At 69.7% G+C, this 20790-nt stretch carries 21 protein-coding genes and 1 pseudogene; 12 read left to right on the forward strand and 10 right to left on the reverse strand.

Annotated elements, in window-relative coordinates; translation table 11 throughout:
- Both RWN05_RS09865 and RWN05_RS09870 read left to right on the forward strand, forming a co-directional pair.
- Positions 1 to 843: pseudogene (locus RWN05_RS09865) on the forward strand (translational GTPase TypA); the annotation flags it as partial.
- A 70-nt stretch (positions 844 to 913) separates the two neighbouring features.
- Entirely contained in the window at positions 914 to 1345 is a 432-nt protein-coding gene (locus RWN05_RS09870) for a hypothetical protein (protein WP_079002104.1), read from the forward strand.
- Between the two features lie 97 nt (positions 1346 to 1442).
- Here the strand turns inward: RWN05_RS09870 and efeB are convergent, their stop codons facing one another.
- From efeB to efeU, 3 genes are all read right to left on the reverse strand, one after another.
- On the reverse strand, positions 1443 to 2807 hold the full coding sequence (gene efeB, locus RWN05_RS09875) for an iron uptake transporter deferrochelatase/peroxidase subunit (RefSeq protein ID WP_079002107.1): 1365 nt from the start codon (positions 2805 to 2807) through the stop codon (positions 1443 to 1445).
- Positions 2808 to 2920: 113 nt separating this feature from the next.
- Positions 2921 to 4132 carry an iron uptake system protein EfeO gene (gene efeO / locus RWN05_RS09880; protein WP_079002109.1) on the reverse strand — a complete coding sequence of 404 codons (1212 nt, stop codon included), beginning with the start codon at positions 4130 to 4132 and terminating at the stop codon, positions 2921 to 2923.
- Positions 4133 to 4186: 54 nt separating this feature from the next.
- Positions 4187 to 5035, reverse strand: coding sequence for an iron uptake transporter permease EfeU (efeU, locus tag RWN05_RS09885; protein ID WP_064296408.1), 849 nt, complete (start codon positions 5033 to 5035; stop codon positions 4187 to 4189).
- Between the two features lie 203 nt (positions 5036 to 5238).
- Here efeU and RWN05_RS09890 point away from each other — a divergent pair, with 203 nt between their 5' ends.
- The 4 genes from RWN05_RS09890 (at position 5239) to RWN05_RS09905 (ending at position 8700) form a co-directional block, all read left to right on the forward strand.
- Positions 5239 to 5772, forward strand: a complete 534-nt coding sequence (locus RWN05_RS09890) for a hypothetical protein (RefSeq protein ID WP_079002113.1) — start codon at positions 5239 to 5241, stop codon at positions 5770 to 5772.
- 39 nt (positions 5773 to 5811) lie between these two features.
- Positions 5812 to 6135 (forward strand): ferredoxin, encoded by a 324-nt coding sequence (gene fdxA, locus RWN05_RS09895; RefSeq protein WP_056007281.1) that lies wholly within the window; start codon positions 5812 to 5814, stop codon positions 6133 to 6135.
- Between the two features lie 4 nt (positions 6136 to 6139).
- Positions 6140 to 7261: a succinyldiaminopimelate transaminase gene (gene dapC / locus RWN05_RS09900; RefSeq protein WP_314139405.1), complete on the forward strand. Its 1122-nt coding sequence runs from the start codon at positions 6140 to 6142 to the stop codon at positions 7259 to 7261.
- A 179-nt stretch (positions 7262 to 7440) separates the two neighbouring features.
- Complete coding sequence (locus RWN05_RS09905; RefSeq protein WP_064296340.1) at positions 7441 to 8700, forward strand: citrate synthase; 1260 nt, start codon at positions 7441 to 7443, stop codon at positions 8698 to 8700.
- 82 nt (positions 8701 to 8782) lie between these two features.
- On the opposite strand, the gene dapD is transcribed toward RWN05_RS09905, so the two are convergent.
- Entirely contained in the window at positions 8783 to 9760 is a 978-nt protein-coding gene (gene dapD / locus RWN05_RS09910) for a 2,3,4,5-tetrahydropyridine-2,6-dicarboxylate N-succinyltransferase (RefSeq protein WP_071261031.1), read from the reverse strand.
- Positions 9761 to 9811: 51 nt separating this feature from the next.
- Between dapD and dapE the strand changes: the two genes are divergently transcribed.
- From dapE to RWN05_RS09925, 3 genes are all read left to right on the forward strand, one after another.
- Positions 9812 to 10909 (forward strand): succinyl-diaminopimelate desuccinylase, encoded by a 1098-nt coding sequence (gene dapE, locus RWN05_RS09915; RefSeq protein WP_314139406.1) that lies wholly within the window; start codon positions 9812 to 9814, stop codon positions 10907 to 10909.
- Complete coding sequence (locus RWN05_RS09920; protein ID WP_079002120.1) at positions 10899 to 12122, forward strand: hypothetical protein; 1224 nt, start codon at positions 10899 to 10901, stop codon at positions 12120 to 12122. The genes dapE and RWN05_RS09920 overlap by 11 nt, the downstream gene beginning before the upstream one ends.
- A gap of 103 nt (positions 12123 to 12225) precedes the next feature.
- On the forward strand, positions 12226 to 12399 hold the full coding sequence (locus tag RWN05_RS09925) for a DUF3117 domain-containing protein (RefSeq protein WP_079002123.1): 174 nt from the start codon (positions 12226 to 12228) through the stop codon (positions 12397 to 12399).
- A gap of 92 nt (positions 12400 to 12491) precedes the next feature.
- Here RWN05_RS09925 and RWN05_RS09930 read toward each other — a convergent pair whose 3' ends face one another.
- On the reverse strand, positions 12492 to 13124 hold the full coding sequence (locus RWN05_RS09930; RefSeq protein ID WP_064296167.1) for an O-methyltransferase: 633 nt from the start codon (positions 13122 to 13124) through the stop codon (positions 12492 to 12494).
- A 71-nt stretch (positions 13125 to 13195) separates the two neighbouring features.
- Between RWN05_RS09930 and RWN05_RS09935 the strand changes: the two genes are divergently transcribed.
- Positions 13196 to 13630 (forward strand): Sec-independent protein translocase TatB, encoded by a 435-nt coding sequence (locus tag RWN05_RS09935; protein WP_079002125.1) that lies wholly within the window; start codon positions 13196 to 13198, stop codon positions 13628 to 13630.
- A gap of 35 nt (positions 13631 to 13665) precedes the next feature.
- Here RWN05_RS09935 and RWN05_RS09940 read toward each other — a convergent pair whose 3' ends face one another.
- Genes RWN05_RS09940 through RWN05_RS09950 form a run of 3 tightly spaced genes read right to left on the reverse strand, consistent with a single transcriptional unit; the run spans position 13666 to position 16667 of the window.
- Positions 13666 to 14841 carry an Mrp/NBP35 family ATP-binding protein gene (locus RWN05_RS09940; RefSeq protein WP_079002127.1) on the reverse strand — a complete coding sequence of 392 codons (1176 nt, stop codon included), beginning with the start codon at positions 14839 to 14841 and terminating at the stop codon, positions 13666 to 13668.
- Positions 14834 to 15376, reverse strand: coding sequence for a DUF1003 domain-containing protein (locus tag RWN05_RS09945; protein WP_079002130.1), 543 nt, complete (start codon positions 15374 to 15376; stop codon positions 14834 to 14836). Before RWN05_RS09945 ends, RWN05_RS09940 begins: the two co-directional genes overlap by 8 nt.
- The gene (locus RWN05_RS09950) at positions 15354 to 16667 is read right to left on the reverse strand and encodes a magnesium transporter MgtE N-terminal domain-containing protein (protein WP_064296171.1); all 1314 of its coding nucleotides are present in this window, start codon (positions 16665 to 16667) and stop codon (positions 15354 to 15356) included. Before RWN05_RS09950 ends, RWN05_RS09945 begins: the two co-directional genes overlap by 23 nt.
- Positions 16668 to 16735: 68 nt before the next feature.
- Here RWN05_RS09950 and RWN05_RS09955 point away from each other — a divergent pair, with 68 nt between their 5' ends.
- On the forward strand, positions 16736 to 17239 hold the full coding sequence (locus RWN05_RS09955) for a general stress protein (protein ID WP_071261021.1): 504 nt from the start codon (positions 16736 to 16738) through the stop codon (positions 17237 to 17239).
- Between the two features lie 42 nt (positions 17240 to 17281).
- Here RWN05_RS09955 and RWN05_RS09960 read toward each other — a convergent pair whose 3' ends face one another.
- Both RWN05_RS09960 and RWN05_RS09965 read right to left on the reverse strand, forming a co-directional pair.
- Positions 17282 to 18679 carry an aminopeptidase P family protein gene (locus RWN05_RS09960; RefSeq protein ID WP_064296173.1) on the reverse strand — a complete coding sequence of 466 codons (1398 nt, stop codon included), beginning with the start codon at positions 18677 to 18679 and terminating at the stop codon, positions 17282 to 17284.
- Positions 18680 to 18720: 41 nt separating this feature from the next.
- The gene (locus tag RWN05_RS09965; protein ID WP_071261019.1) at positions 18721 to 19758 is read right to left on the reverse strand and encodes an endonuclease/exonuclease/phosphatase family protein; all 1038 of its coding nucleotides are present in this window, start codon (positions 19756 to 19758) and stop codon (positions 18721 to 18723) included.
- Between the two features lie 82 nt (positions 19759 to 19840).
- Between RWN05_RS09965 and RWN05_RS09970 the strand changes: the two genes are divergently transcribed.
- Complete coding sequence (locus RWN05_RS09970; protein ID WP_314139490.1) at positions 19841 to 20695, forward strand: PHP domain-containing protein; 855 nt, start codon at positions 19841 to 19843, stop codon at positions 20693 to 20695.
- Positions 20696 to 20790 lie beyond the last annotated feature (95 nt).

Below are 20790 nucleotides of genomic sequence, written 5' to 3' on the forward strand. Positions count from 1 at the left end.
CGCATGGTCAAGGACCGTCTCGACCGCGAGCTCATCGGTAACGTCTCACTCAAGGTCCTCGACATCGGTCGACCCGACGCGTGGGAGGTCCAGGGCCGTGGAGAGCTCGCGCTCGCCATCCTCGTCGAGCAGATGCGTCGCGAAGGCTACGAGCTCACCGTCGGCAAGCCGCAGGTGGTCACGAAGCGTATCGACGGCAAGGTCCACGAGCCGTACGAGCACCTGACCATCGACGCTCCCGAGGAGCACCTCGGCGCGATCACCCAGCTCCTCGCCGCTCGCAAGGGTCGCATGGAGAACATGTCGAACCACGGCACCGGCTGGGTCCGCATGGAGTTCATCGTCCCGTCGCGCGGCCTCATCGGCTTCCGCTCCGAGTTCCTCACCGCCACGCGCGGTACCGGCATCGCCAACGCGCTCGCGCACGGCTACGGCGAGTGGGCCGGCGCGATCACGACGCGCAACAACGGCTCGATCGTCGCCGACCGCTCCGGCGTCGTCACCCCCTTCGCGATCATCGCGCTGCAGGAGCGCATGTCGTTCTTCGTGCAGCCGACCGAAGAGGTCTACGAAGGCATGGTCATCGGCGAGAACTCGCGCAACGACGACATGGACGTCAACATCACCAAGGAGAAGAAGCTGACCAACATGCGTCAGTCTTCGGCCGACAACTTCGAGTCGATGACGCCGCCGCGTGTCCTCACGCTCGAGGAGAGCCTCGAGTTCGCCCGCGAGGACGAGTGCGTCGAGGTCACGCCCGAGCACGTGCGCATCCGCAAGGTCGAGCTCGACGCTCAGGCCCGTCAGCGCAGCTACTCGCGTCTCAAGAAGCAGTCCGAGTAGGCAGTAGCCGCTCCAACCCGATGCCCGGTCCTCTCAGGAAGACCGGGCATCCGGTCGTTAAGCTGATCGCATGCGCCGACCCGCCTCCCTCGCCCTGCTGGCCGCCCTCGTCCTCGCTCCGACGCTCGCCGGGTGCAGCGTCATCGAGTCGACCGTCAAGGACTCCGTCGAGCAGGGTATCCGCGACGCCACCGGTGGCGACTTCGACGTGAACCTCGACGAGGGGCTGCCGGACGGCTACCCCGTCGACGCGGTCCCGGTGGTCGACGGCACGGTCAACGGCGGACGTGGGACGGTCGACGGCAAGGACACCTTCGTCGTCACGGTGCAGGCGACCGATGCGGCCACCGCAGCCAAGGATGCGCTCGTCGCGGTGGGCTTCACGGTCGACGGGGAGATCGCGAACGGCGACGGTTCGATCGTGACGCTGTCGACGACGGCCTACGACGTGAAGCTCGTCGCCTCGGCGGACAGCATCCTCTACACGGTGACGGTCAAGTAGCCGCCCTTCCGGTCCCTGAGCGCCCTTCCGGTCCCTGAGCTTGTCGAAGGGCGCACTTCGACAAGCTCAGAGACCAGGCTCAGCGACCGGGCAGGTCCTACGCGAAGAGCGTCTCGCCGACCCAGCCGTCCTGGTTCGCGCCCGGCGGCACCGCGAAGATCGCCGACCCGACGTGCTTGATGTACTCGTTGAGCGCATCGGTGGCCAGCGCGCGCTGCACGTCGATGAACTGCTTCGGCGATCGCTGGTACGACATGAAGAACAGTCCGGCGTTCAACCGCCCGAGGTCGTCGTTGCCGTCGACGAAGTTGTATCCGCGTCGCAGGAGCTTCGTGCCCTTGAGCTGGGTCGGGTGCGCCAGGCGCACGTGCGAGTGCTTGTCGATGAGCGGCTGATCCGTAGCCCCGACCGCTTCGAAGTCGGGCTCGGAGAACTCCTTGCCGCCCGACAGCGGTGCGCCCTCGCCCTTGCTCCGACCGATGACCCGCTCCTGCTCCTGGAGCTGCGCGCGGTCCCAGGTCTCGATGATCATGCGGATCTTGCGGACCACGAGGTAGGAACCACCGCTCAGCCAGGCGGCGCTGTCCCCGTCCTGGACCCACACCTGCTCTTCGACCGTCTTCGTCTCCTCGGACTTGACGTTCGCAGTGCCGTCTTTGAAGCCGAACAGGTTGCGCGGGGTGACCTGACTCGTAGAGGTCGACGAGGTGCGACCGAAACCGAGCTGCGACCAGCGGATGGAGGCACGTCCGAACGCGATGCGGCTCAGATTGCGGATCGCGTGCACGGCGACCTGTGGGTCGTCGGCGCAGGCCTGGATGCAGAGGTCGCCGCCGGTGAGGCCCGCCTGCAGGTTGTCGCCCGTGAAGCGGGGGAGCTTCTCCAACTCGGCAGGGCGCCGGTCGGCGATGCCGAACCGGTCCGTGCCGTCCTCGGCGGTGAAGAGTGTGGGTCCGAACCCGAAGGTGATCGTGAGCCCGCTGGCGGGCAGTCCGAGCGCCTCGCCGGTGTCGACCGGGGGAGCGAGCGGGGAGCCGTCCACGGCGCCACCGTCGGCGACCTCCTGGCCCTGCGTCATGCGTGCCGCGGCGACACTCCAGTCCTGGAGCAGCTCGACGAGCTCCTCCCTGGTGGTCCCCGCCGACACGTCGTACGCGGCGAAGTGCAGGCGGTCCTGCGCCGGCGTGGTGATCCCGCTCTGGTGCGCCCCGCTGAAGGGGTAGACCGTCGTGACGCCCGAGGCACTCGCCGAGGCGCTCACGGCTGCGGTGATGGCCGCGGTCGCCCCGGCTCCGGCCGCCAGCCCCGCGGCGCCTGCTCCGGCGAGGCCGAACAGCGCCCGTCGCGACAGCCCGCGCCGTGGGGTGTCGCTCGGCGGTGCGGACGCGGCGCCGGGTCCAGGTTCGGTGGGCGCCGATCCTGCCTCGGGTGCAGGGGGCGTGGGGGGAGTGTGCTCGGTCATCGGACCTCATGCTATTCAGGGATGGCTGGAAGGCCGCAGGGCCGGAACCCCCAGAATGCTCTGAGCGGTTCCGGCCCGGCGCGCCGCGGAGGCGGCGGTGGATCCGGTCGGTGTTACTCGGCGACGCCGAGCACCGTGTGGGTGAGCTGCGACAGCGGCTCGGAGAGGGCGTTCACCTGGTCGGAGAGCTCCTTGCGCTGCTCCTCGGTGACGGTGTCGTAGCTCACGAAACCGTTGTCGAGGCTGCCGTACTTCGCGAGCAGGTCCTGCAGTGCCGTGAACTCGGTCTCGATCTGGCCGACGAGCTTCGTGCCCGCGTCGCCCTTGCTCGCGGCGATGTCCTTGACGTTGCCGAACGCGACCTCGGCTCCCTGCACGTTGGCCGCGAAGTCGTAGAGGTCGGTGTGGGACCACCAGTCCTCCTCGCCGGAGATCTTGCCGACGGCGACCTCGTCGAGGAGACCGATGGCGCCGTTCGAGATGTCGCCGAGGCTCACGGTGAAGTCCTTCTCGGAGACGAGGTCGAACAACTGCTGCACGTCGTCGACGAGACCGGTGGCGAACTGCTGACGCTGCTCCGGCGTCGACGGCGTCCAGTCCAGCAGCGCGCTCGTGCCGTCGGAGTTCAGTGCGTCGGCTGCCGGTGGCCAGAGGTCCTTCTCGATCCGGTGGAAGCCGGTCCAGTCGAGTCCTTCAGCCACGGCGTCGACCTCGCGGTAGTCGATCTTCGGGTCGAGGTCGCCGAAGGCCTCGGCCGTCGGCTCGATGCGTTCGTACGAGACGCGCGTCGTCGCGAACAGCTGACGGGCGGTCTCGTCGTCGCCGGCGGCGTACGCGTCGGTGAAGGCCTTCACCTGCGGCACGAGTTCGGCCACCTGGGACTTGATGTAGGCGACGTAGTTCGTCACGGCCTGGTCGGTGAGCGCCTGCTCGTCCTTCGAGACGGCGGCGTTCTCGCCCGTCACGGTGAACTCGGCGAGGCCGACCGGTGCGCCGACGAGCTGGAACTTGCAGGCCGTGTAGTACGTGCCGGGGTTCAGCTGTGCGACGTAGGACACCGTCTGGCCCGGCGTCACGTTCTCCTTCTCGCCGACGATGCGCAGCTTGTCCGAGGCGAGGATCTCGAACTCGTTGACGTCGGTGCCGTTGTTGGTGATCGAGAAGGTCACGGCACCGGCCGTCGCCTTCGCCACGGACACCGAGCACGAGTCGTCGGTGATGGCGACGGTGAGTGCGTCGCTTCCCGTCTTGTTCGGGACGCATCCCGTGAGGGCGAGGGCGAGGACGCCCGCGCCGGCGAGGCCGGCGATGATGCGGTGCTGCATGGAGACTCCTGTCGGAAGGTGCTGGTGCTTGGTTCGTGGTGGGTCGGGGACCGGTCAGGCGTTCGTCGTGACCGGTTTCGTGACCGAGGTCGGGCGCCGACGGCCGAGTCCTGAGACCCGGATGAAGCAGACGAGCGTGACGATCAGGTACAGCAGCCACGCACCGAACTGTGCCCACGTCGGGGCGGGGGTGAAGTTGAAGAGTCCGCCGAGGACGGTGCCGTACCAGCTCGTCGGAGGGACGACGGCGCTCAGGTTGAACGCGGCCTGCCCCCAGCCGGGGATGACGCCCGCCTCCTGGAGGTCGCCGACGCCGTAGGCGAGGACGCCGGCGGCCACGACGACGAGGAAGAGGCCGGTCCACGTGAAGAAGGTCCCGAGGTTGATGCGGACGAATCCGCGGTAGATGAGATAGGCGATGACGACGGAGGTGAGGATGCCGAGGAGCGCGCCGATCGAGCCGACGACGGCGTTCTCGCCGGAGTTGACGCTTGCCCAGATGAAGAGGGCGGTCTCGATCCCCTCGCGGCCGACGCTGATGAAACCGAGCACGATGATCCCGATCGCCGACCCGGCGACGGCGGCGTCGAGTCGTGACTCGAGGTCGTGCTTGAGCTCTCGGGCGTTGCGCCCCATCCAGAAGATCATCCAGGTGACGAGCCCGACGGCCAGGATGGACAGTCCGCCGCCGAGGATCTCCTGCGCCTGGAAGCTCAGCCCGTACGGTCCCCAGGTGAGGATCGCTCCGACCCCGAGCGAGACGACGATCGCGACGGCGACGCCGAGCCACAACCGGGGGAGGACGTCCCGGCGGCCGAGCTTGTTCAGGTAGGCGACGAGGATGCCGACGATGAGGCCGGCTTCGAGGCCTTCGCGGAGGCCGATGAGGTAGTTCGCGAGCACGTGACCGGACTTTCGGGCGTCGAGCAGGCGGTCGCCCGGGGGAGGCCGTCGTCTGCGGGGTGGGGTTGCATCCGAGGGCGCGCCGGGCGGGGACCGTGGTCCGGGCGGGGCGCTGCGACTTCGGAACGCGGTTGGGTAAGGCTAACCTTATCCGACGTCGACCATAGCGCCTGACACCGAGGGTGTCCAGATACAATCGGCGGATGACCGATCCGGCCCCCGACCCCAGCCTCCCAGACGGCCGCACGGTCGGCGACGACCGCTGGTTCCCGCCGACACCGCCGCAGCCGGACGCACCGCACGAGCCGTCCACGGCGTCGCGGGTGATCGGGATCGTCCTCGCGTTCCTCGTCGGTCTGGCGTACGGCGCCATCGGCACGGTCGCGCACGCCTGGGCGCCCTCCGTCCTCGGTGTCGCTCTCCCGGTCGGGCTGGTGCTCGGCATCCTCGGTGTGGCCATGCTCCTGATCGGACTCCGGATCGTCCTGGGAGACCGGCTCGCAGCGTCGGCAGCGGCGCTCGGGGTCATCCTCATGATCGGGATCCTGCTGCTCGAGAGCACCGGTGGCTCCGTCCTCATCCCGCAGAGCGTCTCGGGCCTCGTCTGGACCATCGCCCCCGGCCTCATCGCCGTCCTCGTCGTGGCGTGGCCGAAGCTCCCGGAGCGCGCCCGCAGGCGCGACGACCGTCCCGCGGGACCGACGCCCGAACCGCTCCCCGTCTCGCCGCAGGCGTAGACTGGACAACTCAGTGCTCGTGAAGGGAGCCACCCGCCCGTGACCTACGTGATCGCCCTGCCGTGCGTCGATGTCAAGGACCGCGCCTGCATCGACGAATGCCCCGTCGACTGCATCTACGAGGGTGAACGGTCGCTCTACATCCACCCCGACGAATGCGTCGACTGCGGTGCGTGCGAGCCGGTCTGCCCGGTGGAGGCCATCTACTACGAGGACGACCTCCCCGAGGAGTGGGCGGACTACTACAAGGCCAATGTCGAGTTCTTCGACGAGGTCGGTTCCCCGGGCGGAGCCGCGAAGGTCGGCGTGATCCCCTCGGACCACCCGCTCATCGCCGCGCTGCCGCCCCAAGCCCACGAGTAGTCGCGTGGCACTGCAGCCGCTGCCCGACTACCCCTGGGACCTCATGGTCCCGTATGCGGAGCAGGCCCGTCGGCACCCCGACGGCATCGTCGACCTCTCGATCGGTTCGCCGGTGGATCCGACTCCTGGCCTCATCCGGGATGCGCTCCGGGCGGCCACGGACGCGCACGCGTACCCGACCACGGTCGGCACGCCCGAACTCCGGCAGGCGATCGTCGACTGGTTCGCGCGCCGTCGTGGTGTCGAGGGGCTCACCCTCGACACCGTCCTCCCGACGATCGGCTCGAAGGAACTCGTCGCGCTGCTCGCCTTCCTCCTCGGCCTGGGCGACGGCGACACCGTGGTCCACCCCGTGGCCGCCTACCCGAGCTACGCGGTCGGCGCGGCGATCGCCGGAGCCGAGGCGTTCGCGTCCGACGACCCCGCCGAATGGCCGGAGAGCACCCGGCTGGTCTGGCTGAATTCCCCCGGCAACCCCGACGGTCGTGTCCTGTCGGTCGACGAGCTGCGGGCAGCCCGAGCCAGAGCCCGCGAACTGGGCGCCGTCCTCGTGGGCGACGAATGCTACGCGGAACTCGGCTGGGAGGGGGAGTGGTCCGACACGCCGACCCCGTCCGTGCTCGATCCGCGCGTGACCGACGGCGACACCGAGGGCGTCCTCGCGATCTACTCCCTGAGCAAGCAGTCCAACCTCGCCGGCTACCGTGCCGCGTTCCTCGCGGGCGACGAGCGCCTGGTGCGTCGGCTGGTCACCGTCCGGAAGCACGCGGGTCTCATGCTGCCGGCCCCGCTGCAGGCCGCCATGGTCGCGGCGCTCGGCGACGACGCCCACGTCGCGGAGCAGAAGGCTCGGTACCGCGCCCGACGTGAGGTGCTGCTCCCGGCCGTCCGCGAGGCCGGGTTCCGGGTCGACCGCAGCGAGGCGGGACTGTACCTGTGGATCACCGAGGGCCAGGACGCCTGGGTGAGTATCGACCGGCTGGCGTCGATCGGTGTCCTCGCTGGCCCGGGGGTGTTCTACGGCGAGGCCGGGCCGCAGCACGTGCGGCTCTCCCTGACCGCCACCGACGAGCGCATCGCGGCCGCCGCGGCCAGACTTCGGGGCCTCCGCCCGATTTCGGGGTGAACTCCAAGGAAGTCGCCGGATCACTGTGGGAAACAACAGTTGGGTCCGAAGCCGATTAGGCTGTATGTGACACGCCGTCGTATCGGAGGGCGATGTCGAGTCCCTATCGCACGAAGATATGAGGAGGCGCCGTGGGCGACGTCGAGAAACAGGCTTCCACCGAGACGCATCAGGTCACCCTGAACTACCCCGGCGGAACGGCCGAATTCCCGATCCACCAGTCAGCCCAGGGCGCGTCGAGTATCGACATCTCCTCGCTCACGCGGCAGACCGGCCTGACCACGCTCGACTACGGGTTCGTCAACACCGCGGCGACCAAGTCGGCGATCACGTACATCGACGGCGACCAGGGCATCCTGCGCTACCGCGGCTACCCGATCGAGCAGCTCGCCAAGCAGTCGACCTTCCTCGAGGTCGCCTGGCTGCTCATCCACGGGGAGCTCCCGACGGCCGACGAACTCGGCGGATTCGACGAGAAGATCCGACGCCACACGCTCCTCCACGAGGACCTCAAGCGGTTCTTCTCCGCGCTCCCGCACACGGCCCACCCGATGGCCGTCCTGTCGAGCGCCCTGCAGGCCATGTCGACCTACTACGAGTCGGACGCCAACCCGCACGATCCCGACCACGTCGAGCTCACGACGGTCCGCATGCTCGCGAAGCTCCCGGTGATCGCCGCCTACGCGCACAAGAAGTCGGTCGGGCAGGCGTTCCTCTACCCCGACAACTCCCTGAGCTTCGTCGACAACTTCCTCAAGCTGAACTTCGGCAACCTCGCCGAGCCCTACGAGATCGATCCCGTCCTGTCGAAGGCGCTCGACCTCCTGCTCATCCTGCACGAGGACCACGAGCAGAACGCCTCGACCTCCACGGTCCGCCTCGTCGGCTCGACCGGAGCGAACCTCTACGCCTCGGTGTCCGCCGGCATCAACGCCCTGTCGGGTCCGCTGCACGGTGGCGCGAACGAGGCCGTCCTGCAGATGCTCGGCCGGATCCAGGAGTCCGGCGAGGGCGTGCAGCGCTTCGTCGACCGCGTGAAGAACAAGGAAGACGGCGTGAAGCTCATGGGCTTCGGGCACCGCGTCTACAAGAACTACGACCCGCGCGCCAAGCTCGTCAAGGAGAGCGCCGGCGAGGTGCTCCGTGCCCTCGGTATCAACGACCCGCTGCTCGACCTCGCTCAGGAGCTCGAGCAGATCGCCCTCGAGGACGACTACTTCAAGGAGCGCAAGCTCTACCCGAACGTCGACTTCTACACCGGCGTCATCTACAAGGCGATGGGCTTCCCGACGCGGATGTTCACGGTGCTCTTCGCCATCGGACGCCTGCCCGGATGGATCGCCCACTGGCGTGAGATGAACCTCGACCCGCAGACCAAGATCGGGCGCCCGCAGCAGCTGTACACGGGTTCGCCCGAGCGTCCCTTCCCGACGCGCTAGTCCCGGTGGTTCCTGAACCTGTCGAAGGGCGGCCCCGCATCCACCTCGGATGCGGGGCCGTTCTGTGTTCGGGGACGCCGGGTCAGGCGTGCAGTGCCGCGTTCAGCTCGACGCCCGAGCCCGAGCGGGGGAGCACCTCGACGGCACCGGTGAGCGAGTTCCGACGGAACAGGAGGTTGGGGACACCCGACAGCTCGACCGCCTTGACCGTGCGCGGCGCGCCCTCGGCCGTGGCCGCAGCACCCGCGAGGACGACCTTGGTGCCCGCGGTCACGTAGAGACCGGCCTCGACCACGGAGTCGTCGCCGATCGAGATGCCGATGCCGGAGTTGGCGCCGAGGAGGGCGCGCTGACCGATCGCCACCCGCTGCGTACCACCGCCGGAGAGCGTCCCCATGATCGACGCACCACCGCCGATGTCGCTGCCGTCGCCGACGACGACGCCCTGCGAGATGCGGCCTTCGACCATCGACGCGCCGAGGGTCCCGGCGTTGAAGTTGACGAAGCCCTCGTGCATGACGGTGGTTCCCGGTGCCAGGTGGGCGCCGAGCCGGACGCGTGAGGCGTCGGCGATCCGGACCTTGTCGGGCGTCACGTAGTCGAGGAGTCTCGGGAACTTGTCGATGCCGGTCGCGTGGATGCCGGCGCGGAGGAGCGACGGTCGGAGACGGTCGAAGTCCGCGGGGTGCACGGGGCCGGCGTTGGTCCAGACGACGATCGGGAGGTGCGCGAAGACACCGTCGAGCGAGATCGTGTTCGGCTGGACGAGCAGGTGGCTGAGCAGGTGCAGCCGCAGGTAGGCGTCCGGGGTGCTCTGCGGAGCGGCCTGCAGCTCGATCTCGACGGTGACGATGTCGATGCGGACGGCCCGGCGCTCGTCGTCGGTCGCGAGGGCCTCGAGGTCTGCGGGGGCGATCCAGCGGTCGCGGCCCTCGGGGATCCGTCCGAGCGAGGGCTCGGGGAACCAGGTGTCGAGCACGGTGCCGTCGGCGGCGATGGTCGCGAGGCCGGAGCCCCAGGCGTGAGTCGGAACGGGGGTCTCGGCAGGCGCAGCGGTCATGGCTCCAGGGTACCGGCCAACACTCAGGCCGACGGCCAATACACTGGTGCCATGCCAGCCGAAGTCCCCGTACTCGACCTGTCCGTCTCCTCGGTGGAACTCACCCAGCAGCTGTGCGACATCGCCTCCGTCTCGGGGGATGAGGCCCGCATCGCCGACGCGATCGAGGCGTCGCTCGAGGGGCTCGAGCACCTGACGATCGTGCGCGACGGCGACACGGTCGTCGCTTCCACCTCGCTCGGACGTGCCCAGCGGGTCATCATCGCCGGACACATCGACACCGTCCCGATCAACGGCAACGTCCCGACCCGGTTCGAGGAGCGCGACGGCGAGGCGGTGCTCTGGGGTCGGGGGACGGTCGACATGAAGGGCGGCGTCGCGGTCCAGCTGAAGCTCGCGGCTGAGCTCACCGATCCCGTCGTCGACATCACCTGGATGTGGTACGACAACGAGGAGGTCGCATCCGACCTCAACGGCCTCGGTCGTCTCGCGCGGAACCGTCCCGACCTGTTCGTCGGCGACTTCGCGATCCTCGGCGAGCCGAGCAACGCCGGCGTCGAGGGCGGCTGCAACGGAACGCTCCGCGTCCACGTGAGTGCCCACGGCAAGCGGTCGCACGCGGCCAGGAGCTGGGTCGGCGTCAACGCCATCCACGCGATCTCCCCGGTCCTCGCGACACTCGCCTCGTACACGCCACGGGAGGTCGAGGTCGACGGGCTCGTCTATCGCGAGGGCGTCAACGCGGTCGGGATCACCGGCGGCGTCGCCGGGAACGTGATCCCCGACCTCGTCACCGTCGAGGTGAACTACCGCTTCGCTCCGAGCCGGACGGGTGCCGAGGCGCTCGCCCACCTCGAGGAACTCTTCTCCGGCTTCGAGGTCGTGCAGACGGACGTCGCGGAGGGCGCTCGTCCCGGGCTCGACGCGCCGATCGCCCAGGACTTCCTGGCCGCGGTCGGCGGCACACCGGCCCCGAAGTACGGCTGGACGGACGTCGCACGCTTCTCCGCACTCGGCGTCCCCGCCGTCAACTACGGACCGGGTGACCCGCTCCTCGCCCATGCCGACGACGAACGCGTCCCGCTCGCGCACATCGAGGACTGCGAGCGCGGGCTCCGTGCCTGGCTGACCGGGCCCGATGGTCGCTGACGCGGCCCACTCGACCGAGGTCGAGGAGCGGCCGTCGGTGCTCCGGCGCTGGGCCCGCCTGCCCTGGTGGGGGCGGATCGTCATCGTGTACGTGTCGTCGCGCCTGGTGACGACCGTGATGTTCGCGGTCGCGAGTCTGCTGCAGGCGCCGGACTCCCGGTTCGGCGCGTTCCCCTCGCTGGGGACGCTCGCCGCCGGCTGGGACGGACAGTGGTACTGGTGGATCGCGACGTACGGCTACCCGACCCAGCTGCCGCTCGACGACGCCGGCCGGGTCGCGGAGAACGCGTGGGCGTTCATGCCGGTCTATCCGGGGGTCGTGAAGGCGCTCTCGGTCGTCACCTTCCTGCCGTGGCCGGTCATGGCCGTGATCGTCTCGCTGTGCTGTGGCCTGGGGGCGGCCCTGCTGTTCCACCGGCTCCTGCGCATCCGCCTCGGCGATGAACGGGCGATGTTCGCCGTCGTGCTGTTCTGCATCGCCCCGCTCAGCGCCCTGTTCCAGGTCGCCTACGCCGAATCGATGTTCCTGCTGCTGCTGACGCTCGCGCTGCTCCTGCTCGTGACGCGCCGGTACGGCTGGCTCCTCACGGTCATCCCGGTCATGGCGTTCACCCGCCCCGGAGTCCTGGCCTTCTCGCTCCTGCTGGGCCTCCATCTCATCGTGCGGATCGTCACGCGACACCGCGACCCGCTGGGGCGCCGCGAGGTCGTCCTCATCCTCGCGGGCGGGGCACTCGCCGCCGTCGCCGGATTCGCGTGGATGGTCATCGCCGGCCTCGTCACCGGGACGCCGGAGGCCTACCTCGAGACGGAGCTGGCGTGGCGGGCCGCCTTCATCGGGGAGCAACCCCTCGTCCCGTTCTCCGCCTGGATCCAGGGCGGCCAGTTCTGGTTCGGAGATGGTCCGGGCATCGCCGTCGTCGTAGCGGTCTTCGTCGGCTCCGTCGTGCTCCTGTTCCTCCCGCCGGTGCGTCGGCTCGGAGCCGACCTCCGGTTGTGGGTGGGGTCGTACCTCCTCTACCTCTTCGCGGTGTTCTTCCCGCAGACGAGTGTCTTCCGGCTGCTCGTCCCGGTCTTCCCGCTCCTCGGTGCGGTCGCCGTCCCACGGAACCGCTGGTACCGCGGCGGCGTCGTCATCGTCTCGCTGGCGCTGCAGTGGTGTTGGATCTTCGTCATGTACGGCCTCGCGAACGCGTATTGGACCATTCCCTGAGCGCGGATCGGGCGTCATCCTGCGCCTCGCCGCGCTCAGGATTATCACGAGCCCCCGTGATACGAGATAATGGGGGTCAGTCGAACAACGAGAGGGGACTCGCATGGCCGCAATGAAGCCACGCACCGGAGACGGGCCAATGGAGGCCGTGAAGGAGGGTCGGCTCATCATCGTGCGAGTGCCTCTTGAAGGGGGAGGGCGTCTCGTCGTGTCGGTCAACGACGCAGAGGCTCAAGAACTGCATGATGCACTCGCGGGTGTGGTGAGCGCGGGCTGATCCCCGTCACCGACGCCGCATGAGCTGAGAACCGGCCGTCATCACTGCTCGCAGAGTCAGGATGGCGGCCGGTTCGTCGTCGTGCGGAGCGCTCAGAGGTTGGGTTTGGTGATCTGCAGGAGGCCGTCGCCGGCGGGGGACAGGGCGCTGACGACCGCGTCGGACGCGGAGATCTCCTGGACGAGCGAGCGGAACAGTCCTGTGGTCTCGTCCCGCTGAGCCGGATCGGCCACGCGACCTCGCCAGAGCGCATGCGGGACGAGCACGGTGCCGCCGGGACGCACCAAACGGAGTCCGTGCTCGACGTACTCGATCACCGATCCCGGGTCGCCGTCGACGAGGACGAGGTCGTAGGAGTTCTCGTTCATCCGCGGAAGGACGTCGAGTGCGCTGCCGGTGATGAGGCGGATGCGGTTGGTCGTGATGCCGGCCTCCGTGAACGCCGCGCGTGCCTGCTGCTGGTGCACGATCTCGGTGTCGATGGACGTCAGCACCGCGCTCGTGGCGCCTCGGAGCAGCCAGAGCCCGGAGACGCCGGTGCCGGTCCCCACCTCGACGATGGACTCCGCGCGGGTGGCCGCGGCCACCACCGCGATCTGCGCGCCGATCGCCGGGGAGATCGGTTCGACACCCAGTTCGTGCGCGTGAGCGCGGGCCGTGAGCATCGCCGCGCTCTCGACGACCACGTCGCCCGCGTACTTCCAGTTGAGATTGTGTTCTGACACCTTGCCTCCGGATCCCAGCGTATGGCCTGGAACTGCTCCGACAGCTGAGGCTCGCGCGGTAGTCTGATGTCGTGTTCGGTCTGACCTTCGACAAACTCCTCATCATCGGGGTCATCGCCGTGTTCCTGCTGGGTCCGGAACGGCTGCCGTACTACGCCTCGCAACTGGCGCGACTCGTCCGCACCCTCCGCGACCTCGCCTCCGGTGCCAAGGACCGGATGCGCGAGGAGATGGGGCCGGAGTTCGACGAGGTCGACTGGAAGAAGCTCGACCCACGTCAGTACGATCCGAGGCGCATCATCCGCGAGGCGCTCCTCGACGACGAGCCCCCGGTGGCGCCGACGGTCGCGACGACCGCTCCGCTCGACGCGGCTCCCGCGGCCGCCGCTGCAGCCGTTCCGTCGCTCGAGAAACCGAAGTCGATCCAGGCGGCGACCGACGAGCGCCTGCGCCGACTCGCAGCCGGGGAGACCGCCGCGCCCCCGTTCGACCTCGAAGCCACCTGAGTCCGCTTCGGTCGCACGCGTCCGACCCGGACGGCTCAGTTCGTGCTGACGCCGAGACGGCGACCGGCGAGGCCACGCGGTCTGGCAGCGAGCTGTCCGGCCAGCCGGAGGATCTCGGCGGCCGCGGGATCCGTCGAATCCGAGAGCACGATCGGCAGCCCGGCATCTCCACCTTCCCGAAGCGGGACGCTGAGCGGGACCGAGGCGAGGAGCGGTACCGGTGCGTCCTGGCCGATCGACAACCGCGCTGCGAGCGCCTCGCCACCCCCTGAGCCGAACAGCTGCAGGATGCTGCCGTCGGACTGGGGGAGACCCGCCATGTTCTCGATGACGCCGTGGACGCGCTGCCCGGTCTGGCGCGCAACCACGCCGCTGCGCTCGGCGACCTCGGCGGCGGCCGGCTGCGGTGTCGTGACGACGAGCACCTCGGCGTGGGGGAGCAGCTGGCCGATGGAGATGGCGACGTCCCCGGTGCCGGGCGGGAGGTCGAGGAGCAGGACGTCGAGGTCGCCGAAGAACACGTCGGTCAGGAACTGCTGGATGGTGCGGTGGAGCATCGGTCCGCGCCAGGCGACGGCGACGGCGGTGGTGCCGTCCGTCGGTGCGTCGATGAACATGCCGATCGAGACGACCTTCACGCCGTGGGCGACCGGTGGCAGGATCATGTCGCCGACCTGCGTCGGTTTGACGGCCACGCCGTCCTCGACCAGGCCGAGGAGCCCCGGGATGGAGAACCCGTGGACGTCCGCGTCGACCAGGCCGACCCGCAGACCACTGGCGGCGAGTGCGACGGCCAGGTTCGCGGTCACCGTCGACTTCCCGACACCGCCTTTGCCGCTCGTCACGGCGTACACACGGGTCAGTGAGTCCGGGCCGAACGGGATGCCACGGGCGCTCCGGCCGCCTCGCAGGCGCTCCGTGAGCGCTTGACGCTCCGCCGTCGACATCACCTGGACGTCGACCGCGACGCTCGTGACCCCGGGGGTCGCCGCGGTGGCCTCACGCACGTCGCGCTCGATGCTCGCCGCTGCCGGGCAGCCGACGATCGTGAGCTTGATCGTGACGTCGGCCGCACCGTCGTCGTCCACCGTGATCGGGCCGACCATGTCGAGTTCGGTGATCGGTTTGCGGATCTCGGGGTCGATGACGCGGGCGAGAGCGGTCCTGATCCGCTCGGCGAGGCCGGTGTCGGCCGCGTCGGCGTCAGCCACGCCGACGCTCGGGCCCGTCGTGTTCGGGCTGGTCGGCGCGATCCCGATCGAGTTCCTCGAGCAGGGAGCGCAGTTCGGCGCGGATGAAGTCCTTCGACGCCATGTCCTTGAGGGCCAGGCGCAACGCGACGACCTCACGGGCGAGGTACTCGGTGTCGGCGAGGTTCCGTTCGGACCGCTGCCGATCCTGCTCGATCTGCACGCGGTCGCGGTCGTCCTGGCGGTTCTGGGCGAGCAGGATGAGCGGCGCCGCGTAGGAGGCCTGGAGGGAGAGCACGAGCGTCAGGGCGACGAAACCGATGTCGACGGAGTCGAACCGGAGGGAGAGCGGTCCGTAGGTGTTCCAGCCGATCCAGAGGATGACGAAGAGCGTGAGGCCGAGCAGGAACCACGGGGTGCCCATCGCCCGGGCGATCCACTCCGTGAAGCGGCCGAAGCGGTCGCGCGAGGCCGGCGCGCGGCGGATGGACCGCACGGAACTGCGAAGTCCCTTCGGAGCGTCGAGCCTGATCTCATTGCGGGGAGCTCGTGCCACGACCTGCCCTCCTTCCGTTCGATCCGAGCCGCTGTTCCGACGGCGGGAGTTCGTCGTTCTCGTCGATGCTGCGCCAGTCGTCGGGGAGCAGGTAGTCGAGCACGTCGTCGATCGTCACGACCCCGAGCAGGCGGTGCTGTTCGTCGACGACGGGCACCTGGACGAGGTTGTAGCTGGCGAGGATCCGCGAGACCTCGGCGGCGGAGGTACGGACGCCCACCGGGTCGAGGCTCTGATCGAGCAGCGTGCCGAGGCGCTCGTGCGGCGGGTATCGGAGCATGCGCTGGAAGTGCACCATCCCGAGGAAGCGTCCGGTGGGCGACTCGTACGGCGGCAGAGTGATGCACACGCCTGCGGCCAGCGCGGGAGCCAGCTCGGAGCGGCGGATCGACGCGAGGGCCTCCGCGACGGTGGCGTCGGCGGAGAGGATGATCGGCTCGGTCGTCATGAGACCACCCGCGGTCTCCGGGTCGAACCGGAGCAGCATGCGGACGTCCTCCGCCTCCTCCGGTTCCATGAGCTCGAGGAGGTGCTCTCCGCGATCCTCGGGGAGCTGGGCGATGAGGTCGGCGGCGTCGTCGGGCTGCATCTGGTCGAGGACGTCAGCCGCGCGGTCGTCGTCGAGCTGGCCGAGGATCTGCACCTGGTCGGTCTCGGGCATCTCCTCGAGCACGTCCGCGAGTCGGTCGTCGGACAGCTCCTCAGCGACCTCGATCATCCGGTCGCGCGGGAGGTCGAGGAGCGTGTTCGCGAGGTCGGCCGGTTTCAGGTCGGCGTAGGTCGCGATGAGCTGCTCGGCGGACTGCGCCTCGCCGAGTTCCTGCTCCTCGCGCAGCTCGTTCCAGGTGGCGAAGGTCGTCGGGCCCTTCACGAAGGGGGAGGCGGTGGTCTTCGGGCGGCGGACGAAGAGCTGCGACACCTGCCACTCGCCGGGCCCCTGCTCCTCGATGGCGACATCCTCGATCGTCGCCTCCTCGCCGGTGGTCCGGAAGACGACACGTCGGCCGAAGAGTTCGGCGATCACGCGTACCTCGCCACCGCGCTGCTCGAACCGGCGGACGTTGATGAGTCCCGTGGTGATGATCTGCCCGGCACCGATGCTCGTCACGCGGCCGATCGAGACGAACACGCGGCGCTTGCCGGGGATCTCGACGATGAGGCCGACGACCCGCGGTGGTTTGCCGGTGCGGTAGACGACGAGCACGTCCCTGACCTTGCCGACACGATCGCCCGCGGGGTCGAAGACGGTGCACCCGGCGAGCCTGGCGACGAACACTCTGGTTGCACTCACGACTACTAACCTACCCGCCGGTGGTCGGCCTGGAGTGCCCGCTCCGGGCGGGGTGAGAGGATGGAGGTATGAGTGATCCGCGACAGTTCGGCCGGAAGGGCGCCCCGGCGCTCGGCGTCATCCCGCGAGGCGAGACGGTGGCCAGCTACGAGAGCTACGAGTCCGCGCAGGCCGCGATCTCGTCGCTCGCCCACACCGATTTCCCGGTCAAGGAGATCTCGATCGTCGGCAGCGATCTCAAGAGCGTCGAACGCGTCACCGGTCGCCTCAGCTACGGCCGTGCTGCGGGAGCCGGTGCGGTCAGCGGTGCCTGGCTCGGACTGTTCCTCGGGCTCGTCCTCGTCATCTTCAACCCCGAGACGAACCTCATGCTGCTCGGTGCCGCGGTGCTCATGGGTGCTGCGTTCGGCATGCTGTTCGGCATCGTGTCGTACTCGGTGACCCGCAAGCGGCAGGAGTACACCTCGGCCACGCTCGTCGTCGCGACGCGCTACGACCTCATCGTCGGCGGTGAGCTCGCGAACCGTGCACGCAACCTCCTGGAGCGCGGCCCGGAGTCCGACGCGGGCTGATCCAGCCGCGTCAGGCTCCGAGCCGTCGCCCGACGGACGGGCTCAGCGCGCGAGCCAGGCCTCGACCTCGTCCGCGGTGCGCGGGATGCCGGCGGAGAGGTTCTCCGCGCCGTCCTCGGTGACGAGGATGTCGTCCTCGATCCGGACGCCGATGCCGCGGTACTCCTCGGGGACCGTGAGGTCGTCGACCTGGAAGTAGAGGCCGGGCTCGATGGTGAAGACCATGCCTGGCTCGATCACGGCGTCGGCGTACATCTCGCGACGTGCCTGGGCGCAGTCGTGCACGTCGGTGCCGAGGTGGTGGCTCGTCCCGTGCACCATGTACCGCCGGTGCTGCTCGTTCTCCTTCAGGAGGGCTTCCTCAGCGGTGACGGGGAGCAGGCCCCACTCGGCGGTCTTGCGTGCGATGACCGCCATCGCGGCCGCGTGCACCTCGCGGAACCGGATGCCGGGGCGGACGATGGCGAAGGCCTCGTCGGCCGCCTCGCGGACGGCCTCGTAGACCCGGCGCTGGACCTCGGTGAACGTGCCGGACACCGGGAGCGTGCGGGTGATGTCGGCGGTGTAGTAGCTGTCGAGCTCGACGCCGGCGTCGATGAGGATGAGGTCGCCCGGGACGACCCGTCCGTCGTTGCGTGTCCAGTGGAGGATGCAGGCGTGCGGTCCTGCGGCGGCGATGGTCTCGTAACCGACGCCGTTCCCATCGGCGCGAGCCCGCCCGGCGAAGACGCCCTCGACGATGCGCTCGCCGCGCTCGTGAGCGAGGATCTTCGGGAGTTCGGCGATGACGTCGTCGAAGCCGCGCGCGGTCGCGTCGACGGCGAGACGCATCTGCGCGATCTCGTAGGCGTCCTTCACGAGGCGCATCTCCGACACGGCGCGCGTCAGCTCGTCGTCGACGTCGACCGTGAGATCGGCGGCGTCGGCCGTGAACGCCGAGAGGTCGGCGGTCGTGACCGCGAGGTCGGCCGCCACCTGGGCGAGCGACGGACGTGCACCGATCCAGAACTCGCCGATCGCGGCGTTCGTGTAGAACTCGTCGGTGTCGCGGCCCGCTCGCTCTCGGAAGTACAGGGTCGCGGTGTGGCCGGACCCCTCGGGATCGAGCACGAGGACGCTGTCTGGTTCGGTGTCGGCCGCCCAGCCGGTGTAGTACGAGAAGGCGGAGTGCGCCCGGTACAGGTAGTCGGTGTCGTTCGACCGCTGCTTCATCCCGCCCGCGGGGAGGACGAGACGCTGACCGGGGAACTGAGCGGACAGGCGTTCACGACGAGCCGCTGCCAGGCCGGCGGTCTCCCGCGGCTCCGGCAGGACCTCGGGGCGGTCCGCCCACCCGGTGCCGATGAAGGCACGGAAGCCCTCGGACCAGGCGGCCGCCCGGTTGGAGGTCGCCTCGGTCTGGACGGTGTTCGAACTGGATGTGTCTGCGGAAGTCGCCATGCCTCCATTGTCGCACTGCGGTGGCGACAGGTGCCCGTCGCTCAGCCCGCCGTGCGGGGGAGCAGCGTCGCGACCACGGGCCGGTGATCGCTGCCGGTGCCGTCGACGTCGGTGAGGACGCGAGCCGACACGGTGACCCATCCCGGTGACGCCATGACATGGTCGATCGGCGCGCCGAGGACCGCCGGGAGCTCGGTCGGCCAGGTACCGAGCCCGGCTGCCGCGTCGGCCGCGGCGGCGTCGTGGCATGCGCCCAGGTCGCCGACGCCGCGCAATCCGGCGAGGTGGTCGAGCGTCGCGTTGAAGTCACCGGCCATGATCATGTCCGCGTCGTCGGTGCAGCGGTCGGCGAGATCGGCGAGTTCCGAACGCCAGTCGTCGAGCCGACTCGGTAGTGGGGCCGTGGTGTGGACGGCGACGAGGGTCGGTCCGCGACCGAGGACCGGATCGGCGATGAGGGTCTCTGAGCGTTCGATGGCGGTCGGCCCGGTCGCCGTCGGTGCACGGACCGCGTACTCGCCGAGTCCGGTGCTGATGAGGAGGCTCGTCCCTCCTGCGTCGGCGGCGGTCGAATGCGCCACCATCGGCCGTCCGGCGGCGGTCATCGTGGCGGCGACGACCGCCGCGGTGTCGGACGAGGTCTCCGGGAGGGCGACGACGTCGGCGCCCTCACGCACCGCGATCGCCGCGATCGTCCCGGGGTCGACGGCGTCGCCGAGGGTGTTCCAGGCGAGGACCGTGACCTGATCCGCGAGATCGGTCGCCTCACCGGCGACCATCTGATCGTCGACCCCGCGGTTGGCGGTGACGACGGCGCCGGTGACCGAGACCGCGGCGAGGACGACCGCCAGGATGGCGGGGAGCACGCGGCGGGATCCCCGGACCAGGATCGTCGTCACGAGGCAGAGGAGGGCGCCGCCGGCGGCGGCGATCGCCACGACGAGGCGGAACGCGCTCAGTTGGACGACGACCTGGGCCTGTTCGAGACCGAACAGGCCGGGGAGGACGGCCACGACCAGCAGGGCCGTGGTCGCGATCGCGAGCACGGCCGCGATGACGCCACCGACGGTCTTCAGCACCCGCGTCAGCGTAGGCGAGCGGTCTGGGAGTCCTCGGGGCGGGACCTGCGACTAGGGTGGAAGCGTGGTGAGCGCTCGAGACATGCACGGCCCCGCCGATCTGCACACGCACTCGAGCGTCTCGGACGGCACGGAGACGCCGACGCAGCTGATGCGCGCTGCCGGTGCCGCAGGGCTCGGCACGATCGCCCTCACCGACCACGACTCCACCGCCGGTTGGGCCGAGGCGGCCGTCGAGTCGCGTCGCCAGGGCATCACCCTGCTCCCCGGAATGGAACTGAGCACCCGCTACGAGTGGCGGAGCGTGCACCTGCTCGCGTACCTCATCGATCCGCTGAACGGCGACCTGCTCCAGGAGACCGCGAAGATCCGGGAGTCCCGGCTCCGGCGGGCCGAAGGCATCGTGGCACGCATCGGTGACGACTACCCGCTGTCCTGGTCGGACGTCCTCGCGCAGACCCGCGAAGGCGCGACTGTCGGCCGGCCCCACATCGCCGACGCCCTCGTCGCCCTCGGGATCGTGGCCGACCGTGGTGAAGCCTTCGACGGCATCCTGCATCCGCGCACCGGGTACTATGCGCCGCACTACGCGCCCGACCCGCTCACGGCGGTCAAGCTCGTCCGCGCCGCCGGTGGTGTCCCGGTGATCGCCCACCCGGTCCCGGCCGGTCGCGACCGGATGCTGCCGGAGCCGTACTTCCGCGAGCTCGCCGATGCGGGTCTGTTCGGGCTCGAGATCGAGCACCGCGAGAACACCGAGGAGGGCAAGGTCGTCGTGCGCCGGATCGCCTCCGAGCTGGGCCTCGTGGCTACCGGCTCGAGCGACTATCACGGCACCGGTAAGCCGAACCGCCTCGGCGAGAACACCACGGACATCGACGTGGTCCGACGCATCGTGGCCGAGGCCACCGGCTCGGCGCCCGTCCTGCCCGACTGACCCGCGGCGCGCCGGGAGCTCCCGTCGGACCTCTTCCGGTCACTGAGCCTGTCGGAGTGCCCACGGGGCGTCCGGCTCCGAGCGCAGCGCTCGCG

This window comes from uncultured Plantibacter sp., from assembly GCF_963518075.1.
Taxonomy (GTDB): Bacteria; Actinomycetota; Actinomycetes; order Actinomycetales; family Microbacteriaceae; genus Plantibacter; species Plantibacter flavus_A.